Annotated in this window: 18 protein-coding genes; 5 read left to right on the top strand and 13 right to left on the bottom strand. The window is 69.3% G+C overall.

What is annotated here, in order from left to right; genetic code table 11:
- Positions 1–37: 37 nt before the first annotated feature.
- Positions 38–907, bottom strand: a complete 870-nt coding sequence (locus tag EDF39_RS03660) for an oxidoreductase (RefSeq protein ID WP_123940580.1) — start codon at positions 905–907, stop codon at positions 38–40.
- Between the two features lie 102 nt (positions 908–1,009).
- On the opposite strand from EDF39_RS03660, the gene EDF39_RS03655 reads away from it, so the two are divergent.
- On the top strand, positions 1,010–1,933 hold the full coding sequence (locus EDF39_RS03655; RefSeq protein WP_123940578.1) for a helix-turn-helix domain-containing protein: 924 nt from the start codon (positions 1,010–1,012) through the stop codon (positions 1,931–1,933).
- A 130-nt stretch (positions 1,934–2,063) separates the two neighbouring features.
- On the opposite strand, the gene EDF39_RS03650 is transcribed toward EDF39_RS03655, so the two are convergent.
- From EDF39_RS03650 to nirD, 3 genes are all read right to left on the bottom strand, one after another.
- Positions 2,064–3,323: an NADH:flavin oxidoreductase/NADH oxidase gene (locus tag EDF39_RS03650; RefSeq protein ID WP_123940576.1), complete on the bottom strand. Its 1,260-nt coding sequence runs from the start codon at positions 3,321–3,323 to the stop codon at positions 2,064–2,066.
- A 100-nt stretch (positions 3,324–3,423) separates the two neighbouring features.
- A complete protein-coding gene (locus tag EDF39_RS03645) occupies positions 3,424–4,191 on the bottom strand; it encodes a sirohydrochlorin chelatase (protein WP_123940574.1) in 768 nt (255 codons plus the stop codon).
- The gene (nirD, locus tag EDF39_RS03640) at positions 4,188–4,511 is read right to left on the bottom strand and encodes a nitrite reductase small subunit NirD (protein WP_123940572.1); all 324 of its coding nucleotides are present in this window, start codon (positions 4,509–4,511) and stop codon (positions 4,188–4,190) included. Before nirD ends, EDF39_RS03645 begins: the two co-directional genes overlap by 4 nt.
- A gap of 162 nt (positions 4,512–4,673) precedes the next feature.
- On the opposite strand from nirD, the gene nirB reads away from it, so the two are divergent.
- From nirB to EDF39_RS03625, 3 genes are read left to right on the top strand one after another with little or no spacing between them, the layout of a single operon-like run.
- Positions 4,674–7,265 (top strand): nitrite reductase large subunit NirB, encoded by a 2,592-nt coding sequence (gene nirB / locus EDF39_RS03635; RefSeq protein WP_123940571.1) that lies wholly within the window; start codon positions 4,674–4,676, stop codon positions 7,263–7,265.
- Positions 7,262–8,038, top strand: coding sequence for a uroporphyrinogen-III C-methyltransferase (cobA, locus tag EDF39_RS03630; RefSeq protein WP_123940569.1), 777 nt, complete (start codon positions 7,262–7,264; stop codon positions 8,036–8,038). Before nirB ends, cobA begins: the two co-directional genes overlap by 4 nt.
- A gap of 5 nt (positions 8,039–8,043) precedes the next feature.
- Positions 8,044–9,186: a uroporphyrinogen-III synthase gene (locus tag EDF39_RS03625; protein ID WP_123940567.1), complete on the top strand. Its 1,143-nt coding sequence runs from the start codon at positions 8,044–8,046 to the stop codon at positions 9,184–9,186.
- Positions 9,187–9,488: 302 nt separating this feature from the next.
- Here the strand turns inward: EDF39_RS03625 and EDF39_RS03620 are convergent, their stop codons facing one another.
- From EDF39_RS03620 to EDF39_RS03580, 9 genes are all read right to left on the bottom strand, one after another.
- Positions 9,489–9,956, bottom strand: coding sequence for a hypothetical protein (locus EDF39_RS03620; protein ID WP_123940565.1), 468 nt, complete (start codon positions 9,954–9,956; stop codon positions 9,489–9,491).
- A gap of 227 nt (positions 9,957–10,183) precedes the next feature.
- Positions 10,184–12,109, bottom strand: a complete 1,926-nt coding sequence (locus EDF39_RS03615; protein ID WP_123940563.1) for an alpha-amylase family protein — start codon at positions 12,107–12,109, stop codon at positions 10,184–10,186.
- Positions 12,110–12,140: 31 nt separating this feature from the next.
- Positions 12,141–13,085: a carbohydrate ABC transporter permease gene (locus EDF39_RS03610; RefSeq protein ID WP_123940561.1), complete on the bottom strand. Its 945-nt coding sequence runs from the start codon at positions 13,083–13,085 to the stop codon at positions 12,141–12,143.
- The gene (locus tag EDF39_RS03605) at positions 13,082–14,071 is read right to left on the bottom strand and encodes a carbohydrate ABC transporter permease (protein ID WP_055961380.1); all 990 of its coding nucleotides are present in this window, start codon (positions 14,069–14,071) and stop codon (positions 13,082–13,084) included. Before EDF39_RS03605 ends, EDF39_RS03610 begins: the two co-directional genes overlap by 4 nt.
- Positions 14,072–14,173: 102 nt before the next feature.
- Complete coding sequence (locus EDF39_RS03600) at positions 14,174–15,499, bottom strand: ABC transporter substrate-binding protein (RefSeq protein ID WP_123940559.1); 1,326 nt, start codon at positions 15,497–15,499, stop codon at positions 14,174–14,176.
- Positions 15,500–15,597: 98 nt separating this feature from the next.
- A complete protein-coding gene (locus EDF39_RS03595; RefSeq protein ID WP_158613146.1) occupies positions 15,598–16,626 on the bottom strand; it encodes a LacI family DNA-binding transcriptional regulator in 1,029 nt (342 codons plus the stop codon).
- Positions 16,623–17,408, bottom strand: a complete 786-nt coding sequence (locus EDF39_RS03590) for a DedA family protein (protein WP_123940555.1) — start codon at positions 17,406–17,408, stop codon at positions 16,623–16,625. Before EDF39_RS03590 ends, EDF39_RS03595 begins: the two co-directional genes overlap by 4 nt.
- Positions 17,409–17,834: 426 nt before the next feature.
- Entirely contained in the window at positions 17,835–19,211 is a 1,377-nt protein-coding gene (locus EDF39_RS03585) for an MFS transporter (protein ID WP_233572949.1), read from the bottom strand.
- 251 nt (positions 19,212–19,462) lie between these two features.
- Positions 19,463–19,675 carry an Rv0909 family putative TA system antitoxin gene (locus EDF39_RS03580; RefSeq protein ID WP_123940552.1) on the bottom strand — a complete coding sequence of 71 codons (213 nt, stop codon included), beginning with the start codon at positions 19,673–19,675 and terminating at the stop codon, positions 19,463–19,465.
- Positions 19,676–19,802: 127 nt separating this feature from the next.
- Here EDF39_RS03580 and EDF39_RS03575 point away from each other — a divergent pair, with 127 nt between their 5' ends.
- A complete protein-coding gene (locus EDF39_RS03575) occupies positions 19,803–20,906 on the top strand; it encodes a calcium:proton antiporter (RefSeq protein WP_123940550.1) in 1,104 nt (367 codons plus the stop codon).
- The last annotated feature ends 87 nt before the right edge of the window (positions 20,907–20,993 follow it).

Raw genomic sequence — 20,993 nt, 5'->3', positions numbered from 1 at the left:
ATCCGCCGCCCCGCCTGCGATCACGTGAGCGCCGGTGTCAGGCGCCGATCGCATCCAAGCGCGCGACGACATCGGCCGACAGCTCGAGCCCGGCGCCGGCCACGTTCTCGCGGAGGTGCGCGCGCGACGAGGTACCCGGAATCAGCAGCAGGTTAGGAGACCGCTGAAGGAGCCAGGCGAGGGCCACGGACATCGGGGTGGTGTCGAGTTCGGCCGCGACGGATCCTAGAGTTTCTGACTGGAGTGGAGTGAAGCCGCCCAGCGGGAAGTACGGCACGTACGACACGCCCTGCGCCGCGAGAGAGTCGATCAGCGCGTCGTCTCGGCGGTTGGCGATGTTGTACAAGTTCTGCACGGTCACGATGGGCGCGATGGCCTGGGCCTCGGCGATCTGCTCGGCGTTGACGGTGCTGAGCCCGAGATGCTTGATGAGCCCCTCTTTCTGCAGGGCGACGAGCGCCTCGAACTCGGTCGCGATCGAGCCCGGCTCGGGGGCGTCGAACCCGCCCATACGCAGGTTCACCACGTCGAGCGCCTCCACGCCGAGACGGCCGAGGTTGTCGTGCACCTGCTTCGTCAGCGACTCGGGGGTGGTCGACGGGATCCAGTTGCCCTCGTCATCGCGCTGCGAACCGACCTTCGTGACGATGCGGAGGTCGCTCGTGTAGGGGTGCAGCGCCTCCTTGATCAGCTCGTTCGTGACGAAGGGGCCGTAGAAGTCGGCGGTGTCGATGTGCGTGATGCCGAGCTCGACGACCTCGCGCAGCACGGCGAGCGCCCCGTCGCGGTCGGCAGGCGGGCCGAAGACGTGGGGGCCGGCGAGTTGCATGGCGCCGTATCCGACGCGGGTGAGCTGGAGGTCGGGCGCGGCCGAGAAGACGCCGCCGGGAAGAGTGGTGTTGGTCATGCATCCATCGTGCGCCTGGTGGAGCGCGGGCGGCAGTGCCCCGGCGTTCCTGGGTCTGGCAGGGCCAGGCACGATCGGGGCGCGCGGGGTTAGCGTTGCCCCATGAGCGAGTCGACGGAGCTGGGCGAGTTCCTCCGCGCACGCCGCGAACTCGTGCAGCCGAGCGACGTGGGCCTGCGGGTCGGGGGCATCCGCCGCGTCACCGGACTCCGCCGCGAAGAGGTCGCGATGCTCGCCGGGATCAGCGCCGACTACTACCTCCGCCTCGAGCAGGGCCGCGACCGCAACCCCTCGGTGCAGGTGCTGACCGCGCTCGCCGGGGTCTTCCAGCTCGACGACGAGGCGACCGAGCATCTGGTCCGGCTTGGTCAGCCAGCTTCCGCTCGCACCGCGAAGCCCAGGATCCGACGCGAAGTCGCCCCCGAATCCATCCGCCAGCTGCTCGGAGTGCTCGGCCTGCCGGCCTTCGTCGAGAGCCGCGCCCTCGACGTGCTCGCCACGAACGACCTGGCGACCGCCCTCAACCCCAGCCTCGCCGTCGGCCGCAACCGGCTTCGCGACGTGTTTCTCGACCGCGATGAGCGCGCGCTCTACCCCGATTGGTCGCGCCTCCTCCCCGGCATCGTCGCTAACTTCCGGGCGGCGATCGGCACCGACACCGACGATCCGCGCGTCGTGCAGCTCGTCGGTGAGCTGTCGCTCGCCAGCGACGAGTTCCGCCGCCTGTGGGCCCGACACGATGTGCGTGCGGGCCAGGGCGGCACCACGCAGTACCGCCACCCTCAGGTCGGCGACCTGACGCTGCGTCGCGAGAAGCTCGCCATCCGCGGGACCGACGGGCAACTCCTGGTCATCTTGCACGCGGCCGACGACGCCGACTCGGCCGGGCTGCTGCGGCTGCTCGCGACGCTGAGCGTGGGGGTTGGGGCGGGTGCGGGTGGGGCGGGTGCGGGTGGGGCGGCCGCTGCGGGTGTTGCGGCTGCTGGTGGCAATTCAGGCCATAAGCAGCGGGGCCCGGGCAACTAGCCCCCGCCGCGCCCCGTCTCGTGCCTTAGTCCTGAATTGCCGCACCGGCCGCGCGGCTCGCACTATTGCCGTGCTCGGGCACGCCGAAGCCCCGAACCGCGAACGGTTCGGGGCTTCGGCGCGGGGGCGGTCAGGCGACTTCGAGCTCGCGCTCCTCTACAGCGTCCTCGGCGAGAGCCTCGGCAGGCTCCGCGACCGTCTCGTCGACGATCGGCGCCGCGGCGGCGACCCCGGCGACCTGTGTGAGCGACGCGCCGTCGGTAGCGGCGGGCCAGCCGATGGCCTCGTCTGCGCCGCGGAGGTTGCGCAGCCACCAGGCCCAGTCCTCGGGAACGAGGCTGAACGGGTCGGCGTAGCCGAGGAGGCGCGCGGCGTACACGGGCCAGTGGGCATTCGCGAGGGCCGGGCGGCCGAGGTAGACCAGGTCGAGCAGTTCGCCTTCGATCACGCGGTTGGCGATCTCGGGCTGGCCGAGGTTCCAGCTCGTGGCGACCGGGATACCCACCTCCTCCTTCACGCGGGTGGCGTTCTTGACCATGCCGCCGAGGGTGCCGATGGGGATGTCCCCGCGCATGTCGTCGGTGTTGAAGCCGATGCTGAGGTCGGCGAGGTCGAGGCCGTGCTCCTTCATCCAGCCGATGGCGGTGATCGACTCGTCGACGGTGGCGCCGCCCGGGTGCAGGTCGTCGATGCCGAGCCGCATCGTCAGCGGGATGTGGTCGGGCAGAAGGGCGCGGACGGCGTCGAGCGCCTCCAGGTGGAATCGGGTGCGGTTCTCGAGGCTGCCGCCGTACTGGTCGGTGCGCTGGTTGGCGAGCGGCGAGAAGAACTCGCTGCCGAGGTAGCCGTGAGCGAAGTGCATCTCGACCCACTCGTAGCCGGCCTCGACGGCACGGCGAGCCGTGTCGGCGTAATCCTGCATGAGCTGTGCGATCTCCTCGACGGTGAGCGCGCGCGGCACGTACGGCATCGACCCGCCGTAGGCGATGGCGGAGGGAGCGCGGGTCTGCCAGCCGGCCTCGTGCTCCGGGGGAAGCATGTGGCCGCCCTCCCACGGGGTGACGAGGCTGCCCTTGCGGCCGGTGTGGCCGAGCTGGATGCCCGCGACGCCGCCCATCGACTTGATCATGTCGACGACGCGCTTATGGCCTTCGATCTGGTCGTCGTCGTAGAGGCCGGCGCAATGCGTGGTGGTGCGGCCGTCGGGGGTGATCGCGATCTGCTCGGGGAACACGAGGCCGAATCCGCCGGCGGCGCGGGCGCCGAGGTACATGAGGTGGAAGTCGTCCAACTTGCCGTCGGTCGAGCGGTACATGGTCATCGGGGACATCGCGATGCGGTTTCGCAGCGTGACGCCCTTCAGCGTGTAGGGCGTGAACAGGTTCGGCATCGGGATCCTTTCGAGGGGGCGGGGGTGGGAGTGAGATCAGTGGACCATCGGCATGTGCCCGCGGCGATTACGCGGCCGTTGCCGAGCGGTAACTTTCTGCTCACGCCCGCTGACGACGGGTGAGAGGTCGGTGCGCGCGGGTGTCGGCGTAGCGGGCGGCGGCGTCGGCGTAGCGATCGAGTACGACCTCGACGAGTTCGCGCGGGGCTGGCCCCTCCGTGATGAGGAGGGGGTCGCATATCAGGTCGGCGTTCATCGCGTGGGCGAGGTCGTTGAAGTAGCCGGGCGCGAGCAGGTAAGTGCTCACGACCACGCGAGCGTCAGGCTCCCCCTCCCGGGAGTTCCTGATGGCGTCCGCCAATGGCGGCTGAGCCGCGCTGATGAACCCGACACTCACCTCCCGGTGGATCAGCACCCCGAGGCGCCGTGCCATCTCGAAGCAGTCCTCGACGGCCCGGGCGTCGGTCGAGCCGGCGCAAGCGAGCACGACGCGATCGGCCCGGCGGAGGCGCGCTTCGCCCAGCCGGCGGGCGAGGAGCCGGGCGATGCGGTCGTCGGGCCCGAGTGCGCGGGCGATCGCCACGTCGCGGTCGACCTTGTCGGCCTCGTTCACGAGGTCGACGTGGACGTGGAAGCCGGCGCTGAGCAGGAGGGGGACGATGACGGCGTCGGCGTCCGGTGGAAGCGACGACAGGACGGCGGGCACGTCGGGCATCTGCACGTCGACGTGACCACCGCGGACCGATGCGGTGGCGACCTCGGCGACCGCCGCCACGAGGTTCTCGACGGCGAGCTGGCCGGCGGGCGAGGAGGTCCCGTGCGAGATGGCGAGCAGGGCGGGCGGGCTCGCAGCGAGCGAGAGAGTCACGGCAGCTGCACCTCGACCATGCCGTCGACGATGCGGCTCGGATAGCTGTCGATGCTGAGGCCCGGATGCGAGAGACCCGCGCCGGTGCGGAGGTCGTAGACCTCCTTGTGGAGGGGCGAAGCGAGCGTCGGTGCATCGCCGCGGGAGCCCACGATGCCGCGCGCCATCACGAAGGCGCCGGTGTGCGGATCCTGATTTCCGACCGCGTACAGCTCGTCGTCCGACACTTTGATGAGAGCGATCTGATGGCCGTCGAGCAGCACGGTCTCGCCCCAGAGGGGCTCCAGCTCGGCGGCGGCGCAGGCGGTCGTCCAGGTCATGGGATGACGCTACGTGGACCGTGTTTCAGCCAGCGGCTGAGTCTGGTTACGCGCGCGTGAAACCAGCCTCACAACGCCCATCACCTGCTGTGGGGTGGTCGTAAAGATCTCGACACACGACAGAAACGACGGCGTCACGGCCACGCCGTAACGTCTGCTGACATGACCACCCCTCGCGAGATCCTCATCATCGGAGGAGGCCCGGCCGGGCACCGCACGGCCGACGCCCTCCGCGCTCGCGATCCCGAGCTGACCACCCGCATCACCGTCGTCTCCGAGGAGACGCATGCGCCCTACGATCGGGTCGCCCTGAGTCAGCGCCTGCACGAGGCGGTCGATCTGTCGCTCCGGCCGCAGAGCGAGTGGCACCCCGACCATGTCGCCGTCCTCTCCGGTGTGCGAGCGACAGCGATCGACACGGTCGGGCACGTCGTCGAGACGGATGACGGGCGACGCCTGCCCTACGACGAGCTCGTGCTGGCGACGGGATCCTCGGCTCCGGTTCCCGACATCGCCGGATCCGAGCAGATCCGCGTCTACCGGACCATCGACGACGTCGACTGGCTCCGTGACGAGGTCGATCGCCTCGCGGCGGCACTCGGCCGCGCCCCCCGGGTCGTCGTCGCGGGCGGCGGCCTGCTCGGGCTCGAGGCCGCAGGCGGTCTCGCTGCCCGGGGCGCCGAATCCGCACTCGTCCACTCCGGACCATGGCTGATGTCGGCGCAACTCGACCAGGGCGCCGGTCAGGCACTCGGCCGGGTGATCTCCGCGAAGGGGATCGCCCTGCACCTCGGCACCCGGCCCCGCGACCTGCAACTCGCCGCCGACGGCGTCACAGTCACCGGCGTGCGGCTGAACAACGGGCAGAAGCTCGACGCCGACCTCGTCGTCTTCGCCATCGGCATCAGCCCTCGCGACGAACTCGCCCGCGCCGCCGGCCTCGACCTCGGACCCCGCGGCGGCATCGCCATCGGAACCGACTGCCGCACCTCCGTCGCCGACGTCTTCGCCGTCGGCGAGGTGGCGTCGTTCGAGGGTCGCTGCACCGGGCTCGTCGCGCCCGCCAACGCAATGGCCGAAGTCGTCGCCGACCGGCTGCTGGGCGGCACCGCCGAGTTCACCAGCATCGACGACGCGACGAAGCTCAAGCTCGCCGGCGTCGACGTCGCCAGCTTCGGGGATGCGCTGGGATCGACAGAGGGAGCGCTCGAGGTCGTCTACGCGGATCCTGTGCGCGGCGTCTACCAGAAGCTCGTCGTGACCGACGACGCCAAGACGCTCCTCGGCGGTATCTTCGTGGGCGACGCCAGCCCGTACTCGCTTCTGCGGCCGCTGCTCGGAACCGAGCTCGCCGACGAACCCGGCGTCTACCTCTCCGCGGCCGGCGGCGACGGGCCGGCGAACACGGAACTTCCCGACGACGCCCTCGTCTGCTCGTGCAACAACGTCGCGGCCCACACCATCCGCGACGCCGTCCACGGCATCGGCACACCCGACGGCGACGCCTGCACCGAGCTCGGCCCCCTGAAGACCTGCTCACGGGCCGGGACGCAGTGCGGATCCTGCGTGCCGCTGGTGAAGAAGATCCTCGAGACGGAGCTGGCGAAGTCGGGCCTCGCCGTGTCCAAGGCGCTCTGCGAGCACTTCCCGCTCTCGCGCCAGGAGCTCTACGAGACCGTTCGCGTCACCGGGCTGACCTCCTTCGACGAGATCATCTCCACCTACGGGTCGGGCCGCGGCTGCGACATCTGCAAGCCGGTCATCGCCTCCATCATCGCCAGCCAGCATCAGGGCTACATCCTCGGCGAAGGTCGGGCCGGCCTCCAGGACACCAACGACCGCGCCCTGGCGAATCTCCAACGCGACGGCTCCTACTCGGTCGTGCCTCGAATGCCAGGCGGCGAGGTGACGCCGCAGAAGCTCGCCGTAATCGCTCAGGTGGCCATCGACTACGGCCTCTACACGAAGATCACCGGCGGACAGCGGATCGACATGTTCGGGGCGCGCCTCGACCAGCTGCCGGACATCTGGCGTCGGCTCGTCGACGCCGGTTTCGAGTCGGGGCAGGCGTACGGCAAGGCCCTCCGCAACGTGAAGAGCTGCGTCGGCTCGACCTGGTGCCGGTTCGGCGTCCAGGATGCCGTCGCGATGGCGGTTCGCCTGGAGCTGCGCTACCGCGGCCTCCGCGCACCGCACAAGTTCAAGTTCGGGGTCTCGGGCTGCGCCCGCGAGTGCGCCGAAGCCCGCGGCAAAGACGTTGGCATCATCGCCACCGACAAGGGCTGGAACATGTACGTGGGCGGCAACGGCGGCTACCAGCCGGCCCACGGGCAGCTCCTAGTCGCCGACCTCGACGACGAGACGCTCATCAAGTACATCGACCGCTACATGATGTACTACATCAGGACCGGCGACCGCCTCCAGCGCACCGCCCGCTGGATCGATGAGATGGACGGCGGCCTCGACCACGTCCGCGAGGTAGTCGTCGACGACTCGCTCGGATTGGCCGCCGAACTTGAGTCGGCCATGGCGAAACACGTCGACAACTACGAAGACGAGTGGGCCGCCACCCTCCGCGACCCCGAGCGCCTCCGCCGCTTCCGCACCTTCGTGAACGCCCCGCACGAGCCCGACCCGAGCCACGTTCGCGTGCCGACCCGCGGCCAGGTCCGGCCGGCCAGCGACGCCGAGAAGGCCGACGGCCAGGGAGTGCTCCTCTCCGGCCCCCGCATCCCGATGCGGTCCGACCTGTGACGCTCGGCCGCGTCTTCCTCGTCGGCGGCGGCCCCGGCGACGAAGACCTCCTGACCCTCGGAGCCGTCAAAGCCCTCTCCCAGGCCGATGTGGTGCTGTTCGACCGTCTCGCACCCCATCGACGTCTCGCTGAGCTTGCTCCTCATGCCGTTCTCATCGATGTCGGCAAGACACCGGGGCACCACCCCATACCCCAGGCTCAGATCGAGAAGCTGCTGGTCGACCACGCGGGCGCAGGATCCTGCGTGGTCCGCCTCAAGGGCGGCGACCCGTTTGTCTTCGGTCGCGGTGGCGAGGAGGTTCTGGCCTGCCGCCGGGCCGGGATCGAGGTGTCGGTGATCCCAGGCGTCTCGAGCGCCGTGGCCGTGCCCGCCGCCGCCGGTATCGCGGTCACCCACCGCGAGGTCAGCCGGATGTTCACGGTCGTCTCGGGCCACGCGCCCCTCAGCGAGACCGAGCTCAGAGGACTCGCGGGGCTCGCCAGCACGATCGTGGTCCTCATGGGCGTGTCCAACCTGCCGCAGATCACCCAGGGACTCATGAGGCACGGACTGTCGGCGGCCACTCCTATCGCCGTCATCGAACGCGGCTACACCACGGAACAACGCTCGCTCTTCTCCTCGCTCGACCGGATCGTCTACGACGCCGCGGCAGCCGGAGTCACCTCGCCTGCCGTGCTCGTGATCGGCGAAGTGGTCGCTTTGGCGAACCGGGACGACCCGAACTGCACGTTCGTCCTCGACGCGGCGACATCGCTCGCTCCACTGGAATAGCGGCCATGAACGATGTCCCCTCCGGCGGCGAATCGGCCTCGGTCGGCTTCCGCTCCGACCAGCTCGACGGCTTCCGTATCGGCGTCACCAGTGACCGCCGGTCGGCCGACCTCATCGACGCGCTCAAGCGACGTGGAGCGACGGTCCTCCACGCACCGACCCTGACGATGGCCGACAAGGTCGACGACGACCCCATCCTCGCTGACACCCGAGCGATGATCGACACCCGACCGGACGTTCTCCTTGCCACGACCTCGTACGGAATACGCCGCTGGTTCGAGGTCGCCGATGCGGGGGGTCTCGGCGACGAGCTCGTCGAGGGCCTCGCCGACACCACCATCCTCGTGCGTGGCCCCAAAGCCCGAGGCGGGATCCGAGCCGCCGGACTCAACGACACCGGCATGAGCGACCAGGAGACGACCGCGAGCCTCGTCACGAAGACGCTTGCGGACTTCCCGGAGCCGAAGACCGTCGCCATTCAGCTTCACGGCTACACCGACGAGCACCAGCTCGACCGGCTTCGCGCCGCTGGCCACCGCGTCCTGACGGTCGCCCCCTACCGCTGGCTGAGCCCGGACACCTCCGACGCCCGTGTCGAGCGGCTCATCGAGGCCATCTCCGGCCAACAGCTCGACGCGGTCACATTCACGAGCGCGCCAGCCGTCGACGCTCTCTTCAGCACGGCCGAAGCGCTCGGACGGCTATCCGAGGTCGCCGAGGGATTCCGCTCCGCGGTCCTCGCCGCAGCCGTCGGGCCCGTCACCGCCAGCCCATTGATCAGCCTGGGGATCCCCGTCATACAACCCGATCGGTTCCGCCTCGGGGCTCTCATCAAACTCGTCTGCGACGAACTCGAACAGCAGCGAGTCACCCGGATTGATACCCGTCACGGGCCACTCGAGCTCCGCGGCGCCGTCGTCCGCATCGACGGCAAGCGCGCCGTCCTCCCTCCGACGGCCCTCGCGCTGCTCCGCACCCTCGTCACCGCTGGCGGAGACGTCGTCTCACGGGCCCAACTGGCCGCCTCGACCCCCGCACTCCTCGACGACCACGCGCTGGAGGTAGCCCTGAGCCGCCTCCGGCAGACGGTGAAGGTGCCGGGGCTCGTGGAGACGGTCATCAAGCGCGGATATCGACTGGCCCTCTGACGAGCGGTCAGAATTGCCGCCGAGCCCCCGGCGTTCGTTCCGTTCGGCAATTCAGGCCAGAGGGGCCCGGCACCCATAGACCAGCGGCGCTCAGCCCATCCGCGCGTCTATGACCTGAGTTACCGCAACAGCCGGCCAGCTCCGACCCCGGCCCGGCCACCGCTCACGTGGGTGCGGCAATTCAGGCCACAAGCATCTGCGCCCCGCAAAACCGGCCGCGACCGGCCCAGGCTGACGGCTATGGCCTGAATTGTCACCCGGGGCCGGGGCCGGGGCCGGGCGCAGTGGTGAGCGACCGGCACTCACCCGACGTCGACGACGACCCGACCGGCGGTGATGGTGACCGAGAGCGGCTGCACGCCGACGGGGCTCGTCAGCATGACCGTCGAGGTGAGCATCTCGGCTCGGGGCAGACAGGTTGACACGCTGCGCGCCGAGTTGTAAGCGGCGACGAGGCAGAGGTGGCCCGAGTCGATGCCCTGGCCGATCCAGACGCGCCAGCGGAGCACGGCCGAGCCGGCGCGCGGCTGCCCATCGAACACCAGGCGATAGGAGTCGCCGGGGTAGGCCGAGCCCGAGCCCGACTGGTACCCCAGCGGAAGGTCGGAGGGCTGCTGGGGGCGGGCGAGGGCACGACCGAGGTCGGAGTCGGTTTCGGCGCGAGCCAGCGCGGTGGCGGAGGTAGTGATGGCGTTGTGCTGAGCGAGCTGGATGCCGGCGGTGACGCCGCCTGCGACGAGCAGCACGCCGATGCCGGCGACGAGGGCCATTCGGCGATGCGGGGTTCGAGGGCGCGAAGTCACCAGAGGAGAAGAGGCAGGAGGGGAAAGCGGAGTCGCAGGAGAGACGGGAGCAAAAGTCGGCGCGGAGGGCAGAGAAGCCGCCGCATCCCACGCCTGCAGCCGCGCGAGCGCCAGGCGGGCCTCCTCGGGTGTGGCGCCCGGCGAGTAGGCGGCGCGCTCGAGCTCGGCCCGCGGATCCGACGCCGAGCCCACCTTCAGACCAGAAGCCAGACGAACCGCTGCGGCCCGAGCACCAACGGCTGCCGCACGTCGAACGTCTCGCCCGACATCGCGTCGACGGCCGAAGCGGGCATCCCCGACAGGGTCAGCGCCGAGACGCTCGCAGCGTCGTCCCCGAAATTCGCGAGAACGAGCATAGACGCAGCCCAAGCAGCAGCACCAGCACCGGCACCGGCACCGGCACCGGCACCGGCACCGGCACCGGCACCGGTACCAGCACCGCCAACCTCACCCCCGGGCCGCAAGAACCCCAGCACCCGCGGGTCATGCGTCTCGAACGGCATAAGCGCCCCGCCGGCCATCGCGGGCAGCTCCGCTCTCACCGCGAGGAGCCGCCGCACCCCGGCGTAGAGGCGGCCGGAAGCGCTCGCGAGATCGTGCCGTTCGGCGTACCGCGCCCCGGGGTAGGGAGGTCGGCCCGACCATCGGCTGTCAGCGGCTTTTCCGGGATCCTCGAGGTAGCTCGAATCGTTCGTCTGCCCGACCTCGTCACCCAGGTAGAGCAGCGGGATTCCGCCGGTCGACAGCACGATCGACTGCGCCAGAAGGATCCGCCGGATCGCCCCCTCGGGGTCGACTTCGATGCCGGCCAGTGACGCCGTCGCCCCCGACACCCGGCTGTCGCCGGTCTTCGGGTTGGTCTGAAACGGGGTGCCGTGAGCGAAGCTGCCCTCGAAGCGTCCGACGTAGAAGCGGTTCAAGAACTGCCGGTGCGCGTCGGGGTCGATGCCGAGCTGGCGTGCGTCTTCGTCGGCGAAGGTCCAGCCGATGTCGTCGTGGCTGCGGAGGTAGTTGACCCACGCGGTGCCCGGAGGCAGGGCGTGCCGGTGCGCGAGCGCCTGGGCGAGGAGGCCGACGTCGCGGGTGGCGAGGGTGCTCCAGAGCAGCGCCATCTGCAGCGGGTTGTAGCTCAGCTGGCACTCGTCGGGGCTGATGTAGTCGACGACGTCGTCGGGGTGGACGATCGCCTCAGACAGGAACAGCACCCCGGGTGCGACCATGCGCACCACCGCGTGGAACGCCTGCAACAGCAGGTGCGCCTCGGGGAGGTTCTCGCTCGAGGTGCCGAGTCGCTTCCAGATGAAGGCCACCGCGTCCATGCGCAGGATCTCGACGCCGAGATTCGCGAGAAAGAGCATCTCGCGCGCCATGGCCCGGAAGACGCGGGGGTTCGAGTAGTTGAGGTCGAGCTGGAACGAGTGGAACGTCGCCCACGCCCACCGATCGCCCTGCACCGGTACGAAACTGCCCGGGTGGTTGTCGGGGAAGATCTCGCGCGTGGTCCGCTCGAACGCGTCGGGCATCTCGCGGTCGGGGTAGATCCAGTAGTAGTCCTCGTACTCGGGGTCGCCCTCGAGCGCCCGTTGCGCCCACTCGTGCTCGTCGGAGGTGTGGTTGAAGACGAAGTCGAGTGCCAGCGAGATGCCTGCTGCGCGCAGCTTCGTCGCCAGGTCGCGGAGCTGCTCGATCGAGCCCAGCGCGGGCTTCGTGGCCCGGTAGCTCGACACGGCATACCCGCCGTCGGAGTTCGGCTCGGGCGCGTCGTACACCGGCATCAGGTGCAGCACCGTCAGCCCGAGCTCCTCGAAGTACGGGATGCGCTCGATGAGATCGGCGAAGGTAGCGGCGTAGAGGTCGACGTAGCAGACGCCGGCCAGGATCCTGGTCGATTCGAACCAGCGCGGGTCACGCTGGCGCTGCTCGTCGAGCGCCTTGAGCTCAGAAGGCCGCGAGTACCAGGCCTCGCGCACGTCGCCCAGCAGCCCGTCGAGGGTCTCCGCGAGCCGCGGGTCGCCTCCGTAGAGACGCCCGAACAGCTCGCGGAGCCGGAGCTCCTCGACCTCGACCCTCCGTGTGAACTCTTCGCGCTGGGTGGCGGCCACGTCGCTGTGGATCGTCATCGGAAGCCCAGGATCCGCGCCCGGCCGGCCTCTACTTCACCGATCCGGCGGTCAGGCCCCGCACGAAGAACCGCTGCAGCGACAGGAACACGACGAGGGGCACGAGCAGCACGATGAAGGCGCCGGCCGCGACCAGGTTCCAGCCCTGGTTGTACTGGCCGAGGAGGCCCAGGAGCCCCTGCTGGAGCACTGGCGAACCGTTGCCCAGGAAGATGTAGGCGACGAGGAAGTCGTTCCACACCCAGAGGAACTGGAAGATGGCGAACGAGGCGAGCGCCGGGATCGACATCGGCATGACGAGCCGCCAGAAGATCTGGAAGTGCGAGGCGCCGTCCACGCGAGCGGCCTCGATGAGCGCGTTCGGCAGGGTCGACATGTAGTTGCGCAGAATGAAGATGCACAGGGGAAGCGCGAAGGCGGAGTGGACGATCCAGGCCGCCGGGTAGGTGCCCGTGATCTGGATGCCCGTCGCCTGGGTGATCGCCTTGTAGGTCTGCAGCACGGGGATCAGCGCGATCTGCACCGGCACCACGAGGAGGCCGACGATCACGGCGAAGTAGAGCTCTTTGCCGCGGAACTCCAAGAAGGTGAAGGCGTAGGCGGCGAAGGCGGCGAACATGATCGGGAGGACGGTCGCCGGGATCGCGACGGCGAGGCTGTTCAAGAACTCGCCGCCGAGGCTCTGGCCCGTTCCCGCGCCGGCGCCGTTGAAGGCGTTGACGTAGTTGTCGAAGGTCCAGGCCGAGGTGAACGGCTTGAGGAGCGCACTCCACCAGCCGGTCGTCTGGGCGTCGGTGGTGCTGCGGAAGCTCGTCACGAGAAGGCCGATGGCGGGGACCATCCAGAGCACGGCGACGAGACCCAGGATGATCGTCAGCGTGGGGCGCTTCTTGGGGGCGGACGTCTTGGTCATCCGCGCGGCGCGGGTGCCCGTCTTGGTCTTCTGCGTAACGACGGTGGGGACGATCTCGGTCATCGGAGGACCTCCTGCTGACGGTAGGTGCGGACCTGGTAGATGATGACCGGGATGACCGCGATGATGAGGATGACGACGACGGCCGACGCCTTCCCCGGGTTGTTGAACGAGAAGAACTGGTTGTAGAACTCCATGCCCAGCACGTTCGTGTTGAACTGGCCGCTCGTCATCGCGAAGACGATGTCGAAGAGCTTCATGACGGTGATGAGCACCGTGATGAAGACCGCGACGATCGTGGCGCGGATCTGCGGAGCCACCACGCGGAAGAACGCCTGGCGCTCATTTGCGCCGTCGATGCGAGCGGCCTCGATGGTCTCCTCGGGCACGCCCTTGATGGCGGCCGAGAGCAGCACCATCGCGTAGCCGGCGTTGAGCCAGATCACGACGACCATGAGCAGCAGGCTGTTGACGTGGGCGGTGTCGTTCTGCAGCCACGCCACCGGGTCGGCCTTGGTGAGGCCCGTCCAGATGCCGTTCAGCAGACCGACGACGGGCTGGCCCGGCGCCGTGTAGTAGTAGACGAACTGCCAGATCGACGAGGCGGCGATCGCGCTGATGGCCATCGGCAGGAAGATGATCGACTTGAACGTCTTCTCGCGCTTGGGGCCCATGCGGTCGGCGAGGGTCGCGACGCCGAGGCCGATGACGACCGTGATCGCGGGAACGACGATGATCCAGAGCAGGTTGTTGATGAGTGTCTGGATGAACGACGGCGTCGTGAAGAGCGCGACGTAGTTCGACAGTCCGCCGAACGACTGCAAGCCGTACTGATCGGTCTTCAGGAGGCTCTGATAGACGGTGAGACCCGTCGGAACGAGCAGGAAGACGATGATGAGGAGCAGGACCGGCCCGAGGAACACGTAGGGCAGGAGCCTCGCGTTCCACCTCGTGTTCGTCTTGGCGACGATGAAGTTGAGCCCAAGGTAGATGAGGAACGAGACGGCGAGACCGCCGACGACGGATATGAAGACGCTGAGGATCTGCACGGGTGACCACCTGACGACGTTGTGAGGGTGCGGGAGAGTGCGGGGGTGAAGGACGACCGGCGATCGCTATAGGGATGCGATCACCGGCCGTCCGCTGGTGGATCAGCTAGTGGCGGGCCACGAGGCGTCGATCGCCTTCAGAGCGTCGTCGAGGCTCTCCTGACCGGCAGTCCACTGGGTGAGGTTCGTCCATTCGGTTCCGGCGCCGACAGCACCGGGCATCTGGTCGGACGCGTCGAAGCCGAAGACCTTGGAGTCGGCGACAGCCTTCTGGGCGACGGTCTGGAAGGGGCTGTCGTACGACGCGGTCGGGAAGTCGTTGTGCGCCGAGAGGTAGGCCGACCAGTCCTTCGCGTAGCCGTTCGTGCCGAACTCCTTGCCGACGAGGTACTCGGCGACCTTCTTGATCTGGGGCGTGTTCTTGAAAGCCGACACGAGGTCACCGCCGCCGAGGGTTCCGGAGGTGGCGGCGTCAGACGGGGTGGGCAGCGTGAACGCGTTGACGTTCGAGGTGTCGCCCTTGGCGATCTCAGCCTGGATGGCCTTCGGGAAGAAGCCGGTGATGAAGGTTCCCTGACGCATCATGAAGCACTGGCCCTTGCCCTTGCCGCCGGAGACGAACAGGTTGTTGCCCGCCGCGCCGAAGTCGGTCGAGGCCATGGCCTTGCCGCCGCCATTGACCGCGCCGTCGGCGAAGATCATCGACTCGACCTTGGTCGCGGCCTTCTTGACCAGGGGCGAGTCGAACTTCACCTTGTGCGTGATCCAGTCGTTGTACTGGGTCAGTCCGCCGTAGCGGAGCACGTACTCTTCGAGCCAGTCGGTCATCGGCCAGCCGTTGGAGCCCTGCGACGCGATGCCGACGCACCACGGGTAGCCGGCGCCGCTCGAGATGATCTTGGCCTGCAGCGCCTGCAGTTCGGCGTCGGTGGTGGGCACCTTGTAGCCGGCCTTCTTGAAGGCGGAGGGGTTGTACCAGACCAGCGACTTCACGTTGATCGAGTAGGGCAGACCGTAGGTCTTGCCGTTGACCTTCGCGATGTCGGGGAGGCCCTGTGCTTCGTCGGCCGTGACGCTCTTGACGTCGACGAGATCGTCGAGGGGGACCATGCTGTTGCTGATAAGCGACTTGAGCACACCGGGCTGCGGGAAGATCGCGAGGTCGGGAGCCTGCCCGCCCTTGACCTGCGTCACGATGCCGGTCTGGAAGCTGTTGCTGCCGCTGTACTTGACCGTGATGCCCTGGGTCTTGCCCCACTTGGTCAGGTCGGCCTGGAAGGCGGTGGCCTGGGCACCGGTGAAGGCACCCGAGATGGTGACCGTGTTGCTGCCGGCCGAGCTGCCGCCGCCGCCGGAGCAGCCGCTGAGAGCGAGAGCCGCCGCCGCCGAGAGGGCGACCGCTGACAGGAGTTTCTTCTGAAGCCTCATTGCTTCGACCTTTCGTCAATGAAAGTGGTGCAGAACCAAAACGATTTCGCTGGCCGCGACGCTACGCCCCGAACGGGCTTTCCACCAGTACCGATACGTCACGAAAAGGTAACGGCAGGAGCCGCTACGGATCCGCGCTCCACCAGACGACCGGGAAGACGCTCGACCGAGGCCTCCAGGGGTGCATCCTGCTGGAACTGACGCACCGAGAGCTCGACGGCGCGACGCCCCATCGCGGCGTGCGGCAGAGCCACCGTCGTGAGCCCGGGACGCAGGGCGGCCGCGACGATGCGGAGGTCGTCGACGCCGACGATCGAGACGTCGTGGGGAATGGTGATGCCCGGTGCCAGCACGACCTCCTGGTAGACCCCCATCGCCATCTCGTCGTTGAAGGCGAACACGGCGGTCGCCCGGTCGGGGCCCCGCCTGGCCTGGGCGATCGCGAAAGCCCCCGCAGCGGCATCGGCCGGCCCGGGAACGCGCACGATCTCGCACTCGAGCCCCTCGGCCTCCATCACCTGCCGGTAGCCCTCCTCCCGGCCACCGACCGCCGGGACGTCCTCCTCGACGGTGAGGTGCAGGATCCTGCGGTGCCCCGCTTCGACCAGATGCCGCGTCGCCAACACGCCGATCCCCACCTCGTCGGGCACCACGGTCGGGCTGGTCGTGCCCGGGTCATAGGCGTCGACCAGCACCGTGCGCGCCGGATCGAACCGCTTCGGCAGAGTCACGATGCGGTGCGACGACGACGCGAAGATGAGCCCGTCGACCTGCTGGGCGAGCAGAGCATCGATCTGCGCGTCTTCGACGGTGTCGCGGTTGACGTTGATGATCATCAGCATGAGGCCGAGCTCGGCAGCCGCCTCCTGCGCACCGACCAGGATCAGGCCGGCGTACGGCGTCGTCGCGATCTCCTCGCTGACGAAGCCGATCAGATTCGTGCGGCTCGACCGGAGCGCGCTCGCGATCCGGTTCGGGGCGTAGCCGAGCTCGGCGGCGATCCGCTGCACCCGGATGCGGGTCTTGTCGCTCACCTTGCCGCGGCCGTTCAGAGCGTGCGACACGGTTGTGACAGAGACCCCGGCGGCCTCGGCGACGGACCGGATCCCGAGCTTCTCCTGCCTCATCGCACTGCCTCCCATGGCTGATCCCCACCATCGACGGGCCTTCGCGAGAGAGCGGTGAGCGGCGAACGGTCGAAGTTCGGGGGTGTGTGCACATGAAGATACGCCATCGGGGGCGCGAGCATCTCGAGAGCGATCGGGGCGGGTCGCACGGCGCTCGCTCGCGGCACCTGCCGAGCTCGACGCGCCTCGGTCGCCCGTGCGACGCGACGCGAGACAGCGTCGACCACGAAGCCGATACCCAGCGCCGCCACGGCCGCGACCGCCGCACCGAGGAGGGGCTGCTCGTGCAACCAGGCACCGGCGAGGATCCCGATGCCGATCGAGTACCCGGCCCAGAGGGCGCCCGAGATCGCGCTCAGCACCATGAACCAGCGCCGCGAGAAGCCACTCGACCCCGCCAGCACGTTGACCGCCACCCGTCCGATCGGCACGAACCGGGCGGTGAGGATCGTCGACGCGGAACGCTCCCGCAAGGTGACCCGCACCCGTGCCAGCAGCCGGGCCATACGAGGCCGACGCGTGAACCCGAACCGATCGATGCCGAGACGCCGGCCGAGCCAGAACGCGATGTTGTCGCCGACGAACGATCCGGCCGCCGCGGCGAGGAGCACGAGCCACGGGTTCGGGGCACCGGTCGCGAAGCCGATCGACGCCAGCCCGACCACCAGGGTCTCGCTCGGAACCGGCGGGAAGAAGCCGTCGATGGCCACCAGCACGAAGAGGGCGAGCAGGATCAGCGGCGAGGCAGCTCCGGCGAGGAGAAGAGAGGTGAGGGCGTCCACGTCGGATCCGATCTGTTGGTTTTCACGACACCGACGACGCTACGGACGCGCTCGCGAGCGCACGACGGGGCTGCCCGCCCGGTTCGAGTAGGGGTAGCCCTACCCCGGCGGGAGGTCGAGCGGCGGCGGGCGGATCCTTGGCCCCTCAACGCACCTGGCCGACAGCCGGACGCCGGCGTCCCCCGGGAGCCCCCCTCATGACCGACACCCGCCTTGGGGGCTGCGGTGGAGCGCTCACTTTGGTTGGATCAGACCAAGAGAACGCGGGTGGTGGGACACCCGAGATCTCGCAGTGGGCCGCGTGGCGCGGCTGAGCTCAAGACGTCGGAATTCGGGCCGACGTCGGGGCTCAGTCGCGCCGTACGCCTCGCCTCACGGGTGACCGACCTCGAGCCACCTCGACGTCGAGCGGATCGGCATCGTGCTTCAGGCGGTTCGCCGAGGCACGGCCCGCCCGCTGACCGCGAGCCCCAGCACCGCCACGGCCGCTGCCACCGCGAAGCACGCCACGAACGCGGCCGGCTCACTCGACCCGCCGAGCAGCCCGAACACGGCGCCGTTCACGCCGAGCACCACCGCGGCCCCCGCCGAGTCGGCGATCGTGAGGGCGCTGCTGTTGAAGCCCCGCTCGTCGTCGTGCGAATACCGCAGCACCAGCACCGAGAAGCGCGGATAGACGAACCCCATGCCGAAGCCGGTGATCGTCCAGCCCACCACGATCACGGCCGGGGTGAGATGCCAGAGGGGCGTGGCAACCGCCGAAAGCACTCCGGCGACGATCAGCACCAGGCCGAGGCGGATCCCCGTCCGCTGCGACACCCGCTCGCCCAGCCTGCCGACCAACCAGCTCGCGAACGCCCAACTCACGGCACCGAGCGTCAGCGTGATACCCGACGCGGCCGGCGAGAAGCCGTACTGCGCGCTCAGCAGATACGGGATGAACACGTCGCCCCCGAGGAACGCCGCCCCGGCCAACCCCCGCAGCAGCACGAGCGTCGGCACCCCGGTGCGGGCCCCGAGCGTGCCCTTCGGCAGCAGCGGCCGCAGCGCCACGGCGAGCACCACGACCGCGGCGATCGTCACGAGGCCGGCCACCACGGGAGGCACCTCCGACAAAAGGTTGAGGCCGACGACGGCGACCGCCGCGGCAACGGACCACAGGATCCGGGAGAAGCTCCACGCCACCGGCTCCCCCGCCGGCCCCACCACCCCCTTCAGGGTCGGCACCACCATGCAGAATGCGGGCACCGAGGCCAGCAACGCCCCGAGGAACACCCAGTGCCAGCCCACCGTCTCGGTGAGCGTGCCCGCGATCACCGGGCCGACCAGCCCCGGAATTACCCACGCCGCAGCGAACCCCGCGAACACGGACGCGTGCAGGCGCTCCGGAAAGACTCGCGACACGAGCACGTACAAGCCGACGATCACAGCGCCCGAGCCGAGCCCCTGCACGAGGCGACCCAGCAGCAGAACGAGCATGGTGGGCGCGAGCCCCACGATCAGCAGGCCGGCGCCGAAGAGCAGCGTGGACGTGATCACGACCCGACGCGGTCCGGCGCGGTCGGCCCAATTGCCGGCGACGACCATGCCGACCAGGCTCGTCGCAAGCGGCGCCGCGAAGGCGAGGGAGTAAAGGCTCTCGCCGTTCAGCTCGCGGCTGACGGTCGGCATCACGGTGGTGACGGCAAGGGCCTCGAAGGCGGCGATGCCGATCAGGGCGCACATGCCGAGGGTGGCCAGGAGGTACTGCCTGCTGAAGACGCCGGGCTCGCGCGGGGGCGACTCGACGGCTTCTCTGCTCACGGGTTCAGCCTACGGCGGAGGTGGGGCGCTCGTTCGGTTCGGCAATTCAGGCCATATCCGCTCACCGCCGTTGAGCGCCCCGAGGCCGCGGGGCTCCGCCTCGGCGGGCTGCTTATGGCCTGAATTCCCGACACCCGCGCGCGGCCCGGGTTGCCGACAGGGCAGCGCGGCCCGAATCGCCCACACGGCTGCGCCGCCCGAGTCGCCCACACGGCCGCGCGGCCCGCCCCGCCGCGCGGCCGCGGAGAGCCCTACTGGTCGCCGACCTTCTTGTCGGCCTCGTCGCGCGCCTTCTGGATCTTGTCGGTGTGCTTGCCGCCGGTAGCCTTGTCGGCCGCCCCTGCCACGGCGTCGAGCAGCTTGTCACTGACCCCTTCGGCCTTCTCGTTCGTGAGCGCGCCCTTGACCTTGTCGTTGTTCAAGAACTGCTGCGCCTTCTTCGCGATGTCGTCGAATCCCGCCATGATGCCCTCCCGAGCGTTGCTCCGAGCGATCTGCCCGCAGTTTGTCGACACGGTAGACCACCCCGGCCGCCCGGGTCCTCCCAGCCGACCCTCAGTAAGCTGAGAGCCCGACCTGGAGGGGAGTTCCATGGCCGCCAAGCTCCGCACGTACGCACCCATCGCGATGCCCGTACTCGCACTGATAGCCGTCGTCGCGACGTACCACCGCTATCTGTCGACGGGGGTGGCGATTCTCGTCGGTGCGATCCTGATCGGCGCCGTGCTCTCGGCTGTGCACCACGCCGAGGTCGTCGCCCACCGCGTCGGCGAACCCCTGGGCTCGATCGTGCTCGCTGTCGCCGTGACCGTGATCGAGGTCGGCCTCATCATCACGCTGATGCTCGCGGGCGGCAGCGGTACCGAGACCCTCGCTCGCGACACCGCCTTCGCCGCCGTGATGATCACCTGCAACGGCATCGTGGGCCTCTCGCTGTTCCTCGGCTCGCTGAAGCACGGTCTGCCGCGGTTCAACCGCGAGGGCACCGGCGCGGCGCTCAGCGTCGTGGCGACCCTCGCCGGCGCGGCCCTCGTGCTGCCCGCGTTCACCACGGGAGCCTCGGGCGGCCGGTTCACCGGCGTGCAGCTGGCGTTCGTCGCCGTCATCGCCCTGGCGCTGTGGCTCGCGTTCGTGTCGACGCAGACGGGTCGTCACCGCGACTTCTTCCTGCCGATCAAGCCGCCGTCCGACGCCCGCCTCGATTCCACCGACTCGGGCGACCACGCCGACCCGCCGACGAACCGGGCCACGATCATCAGCCTCGTGCTCCTGGTCGTGTCGCTGCTCTCCGTCGTCCAGCTGGGCCATGCTGTGCAGCCGAACATCGAGTCGGGTCTCGCCGCCGCCGGAATCCCCAGCACTTTCGTCGGTGTCGTGATCGCGTTCATCGTGCTGCTGCCCGAGGGCATCGCCGCCTCGCGCGCCGCCCTCGGCAACCGCCTCCAGACGAGCCTCAACCTCGGCTACGGATCAGCCATCGCGAGCATCGGCCTCACGATCCCCGCGATCGCGGTGGCCAGCATCTGGCTCGACGGCCCGCTGGTGCTCGGCCTCGGCCCGGTCCAGCTCGTGCTCCTCGCCTTGACTCTGCTCGTGAGCGTGCTCACCGTCGCCCCCGGCCGGTCGACCCGGCTGCAGGGCATCATCCACCTGATCATCCTGGCGGCGTTCGTCTTCCTGGCGATCAGCCCGTAAGCGGCGGGTTCTCGAAGACCTCAAGAGCGCAGGATCCGGCGGCCCCCACTGCGAGCCGCCGGATCCTGCGCTTCTGTCGTTGCTAGC

This window comes from Frondihabitans sp. PhB161, assembly GCF_003814635.1.
Lineage (GTDB): Bacteria > Actinomycetota > Actinomycetes > Actinomycetales > Microbacteriaceae > Frondihabitans.
Note: the sequence above shows the minus strand (reverse complement) of the source record. Positions and strands in the feature narration are given on the sequence as shown.

What these genes read in the sequence shown, in the direction of transcription:
- EDF39_RS03575 (WP_123940550.1), top strand. Translation starts at nt 19,803, where the DNA reads ATGGCCGCCAAGCTCCGCACGTACGCACCCATCGCGATGCCCGTACTC.
- EDF39_RS03600 (WP_123940559.1), bottom strand. Translation starts at nt 15,499, where the DNA reads ATGAGGCTTCAGAAGAAACTCCTGTCAGCGGTCGCCCTCTCGGCGGCG.
- EDF39_RS03615 (WP_123940563.1), bottom strand. Translation starts at nt 12,109, where the DNA reads ATGACGATCCACAGCGACGTGGCCGCCACCCAGCGCGAAGAGTTCACA.
- EDF39_RS03650 (WP_123940576.1), bottom strand. Translation starts at nt 3,323, where the DNA reads ATGCCGAACCTGTTCACGCCCTACACGCTGAAGGGCGTCACGCTGCGA.
- nirB (WP_123940571.1), top strand. Translation starts at nt 4,674, where the DNA reads ATGACCACCCCTCGCGAGATCCTCATCATCGGAGGAGGCCCGGCCGGG.
- EDF39_RS03660 (WP_123940580.1), bottom strand. Translation starts at nt 907, where the DNA reads ATGACCAACACCACTCTTCCCGGCGGCGTCTTCTCGGCCGCGCCCGAC.
- nirD (WP_123940572.1), bottom strand. Translation starts at nt 4,511, where the DNA reads ATGACCTGGACGACCGCCTGCGCCGCCGCCGAGCTGGAGCCCCTCTGG.
- EDF39_RS03595 (WP_158613146.1), bottom strand. Translation starts at nt 16,626, where the DNA reads ATGAGGCAGGAGAAGCTCGGGATCCGGTCCGTCGCCGAGGCCGCCGGG.
- EDF39_RS03610 (WP_123940561.1), bottom strand. Translation starts at nt 13,085, where the DNA reads ATGACCGAGATCGTCCCCACCGTCGTTACGCAGAAGACCAAGACGGGC.
- EDF39_RS03655 (WP_123940578.1), top strand. Translation starts at nt 1,010, where the DNA reads ATGAGCGAGTCGACGGAGCTGGGCGAGTTCCTCCGCGCACGCCGCGAA.
- EDF39_RS03620 (WP_123940565.1), bottom strand. Translation starts at nt 9,956, where the DNA reads ATGGCCCTCGTCGCCGGCATCGGCGTGCTGCTCGTCGCAGGCGGCGTC.
- EDF39_RS03625 (WP_123940567.1), top strand. Translation starts at nt 8,044, where the DNA reads ATGAACGATGTCCCCTCCGGCGGCGAATCGGCCTCGGTCGGCTTCCGC.
- EDF39_RS03580 (WP_123940552.1), bottom strand. Translation starts at nt 19,675, where the DNA reads ATGGCGGGATTCGACGACATCGCGAAGAAGGCGCAGCAGTTCTTGAAC.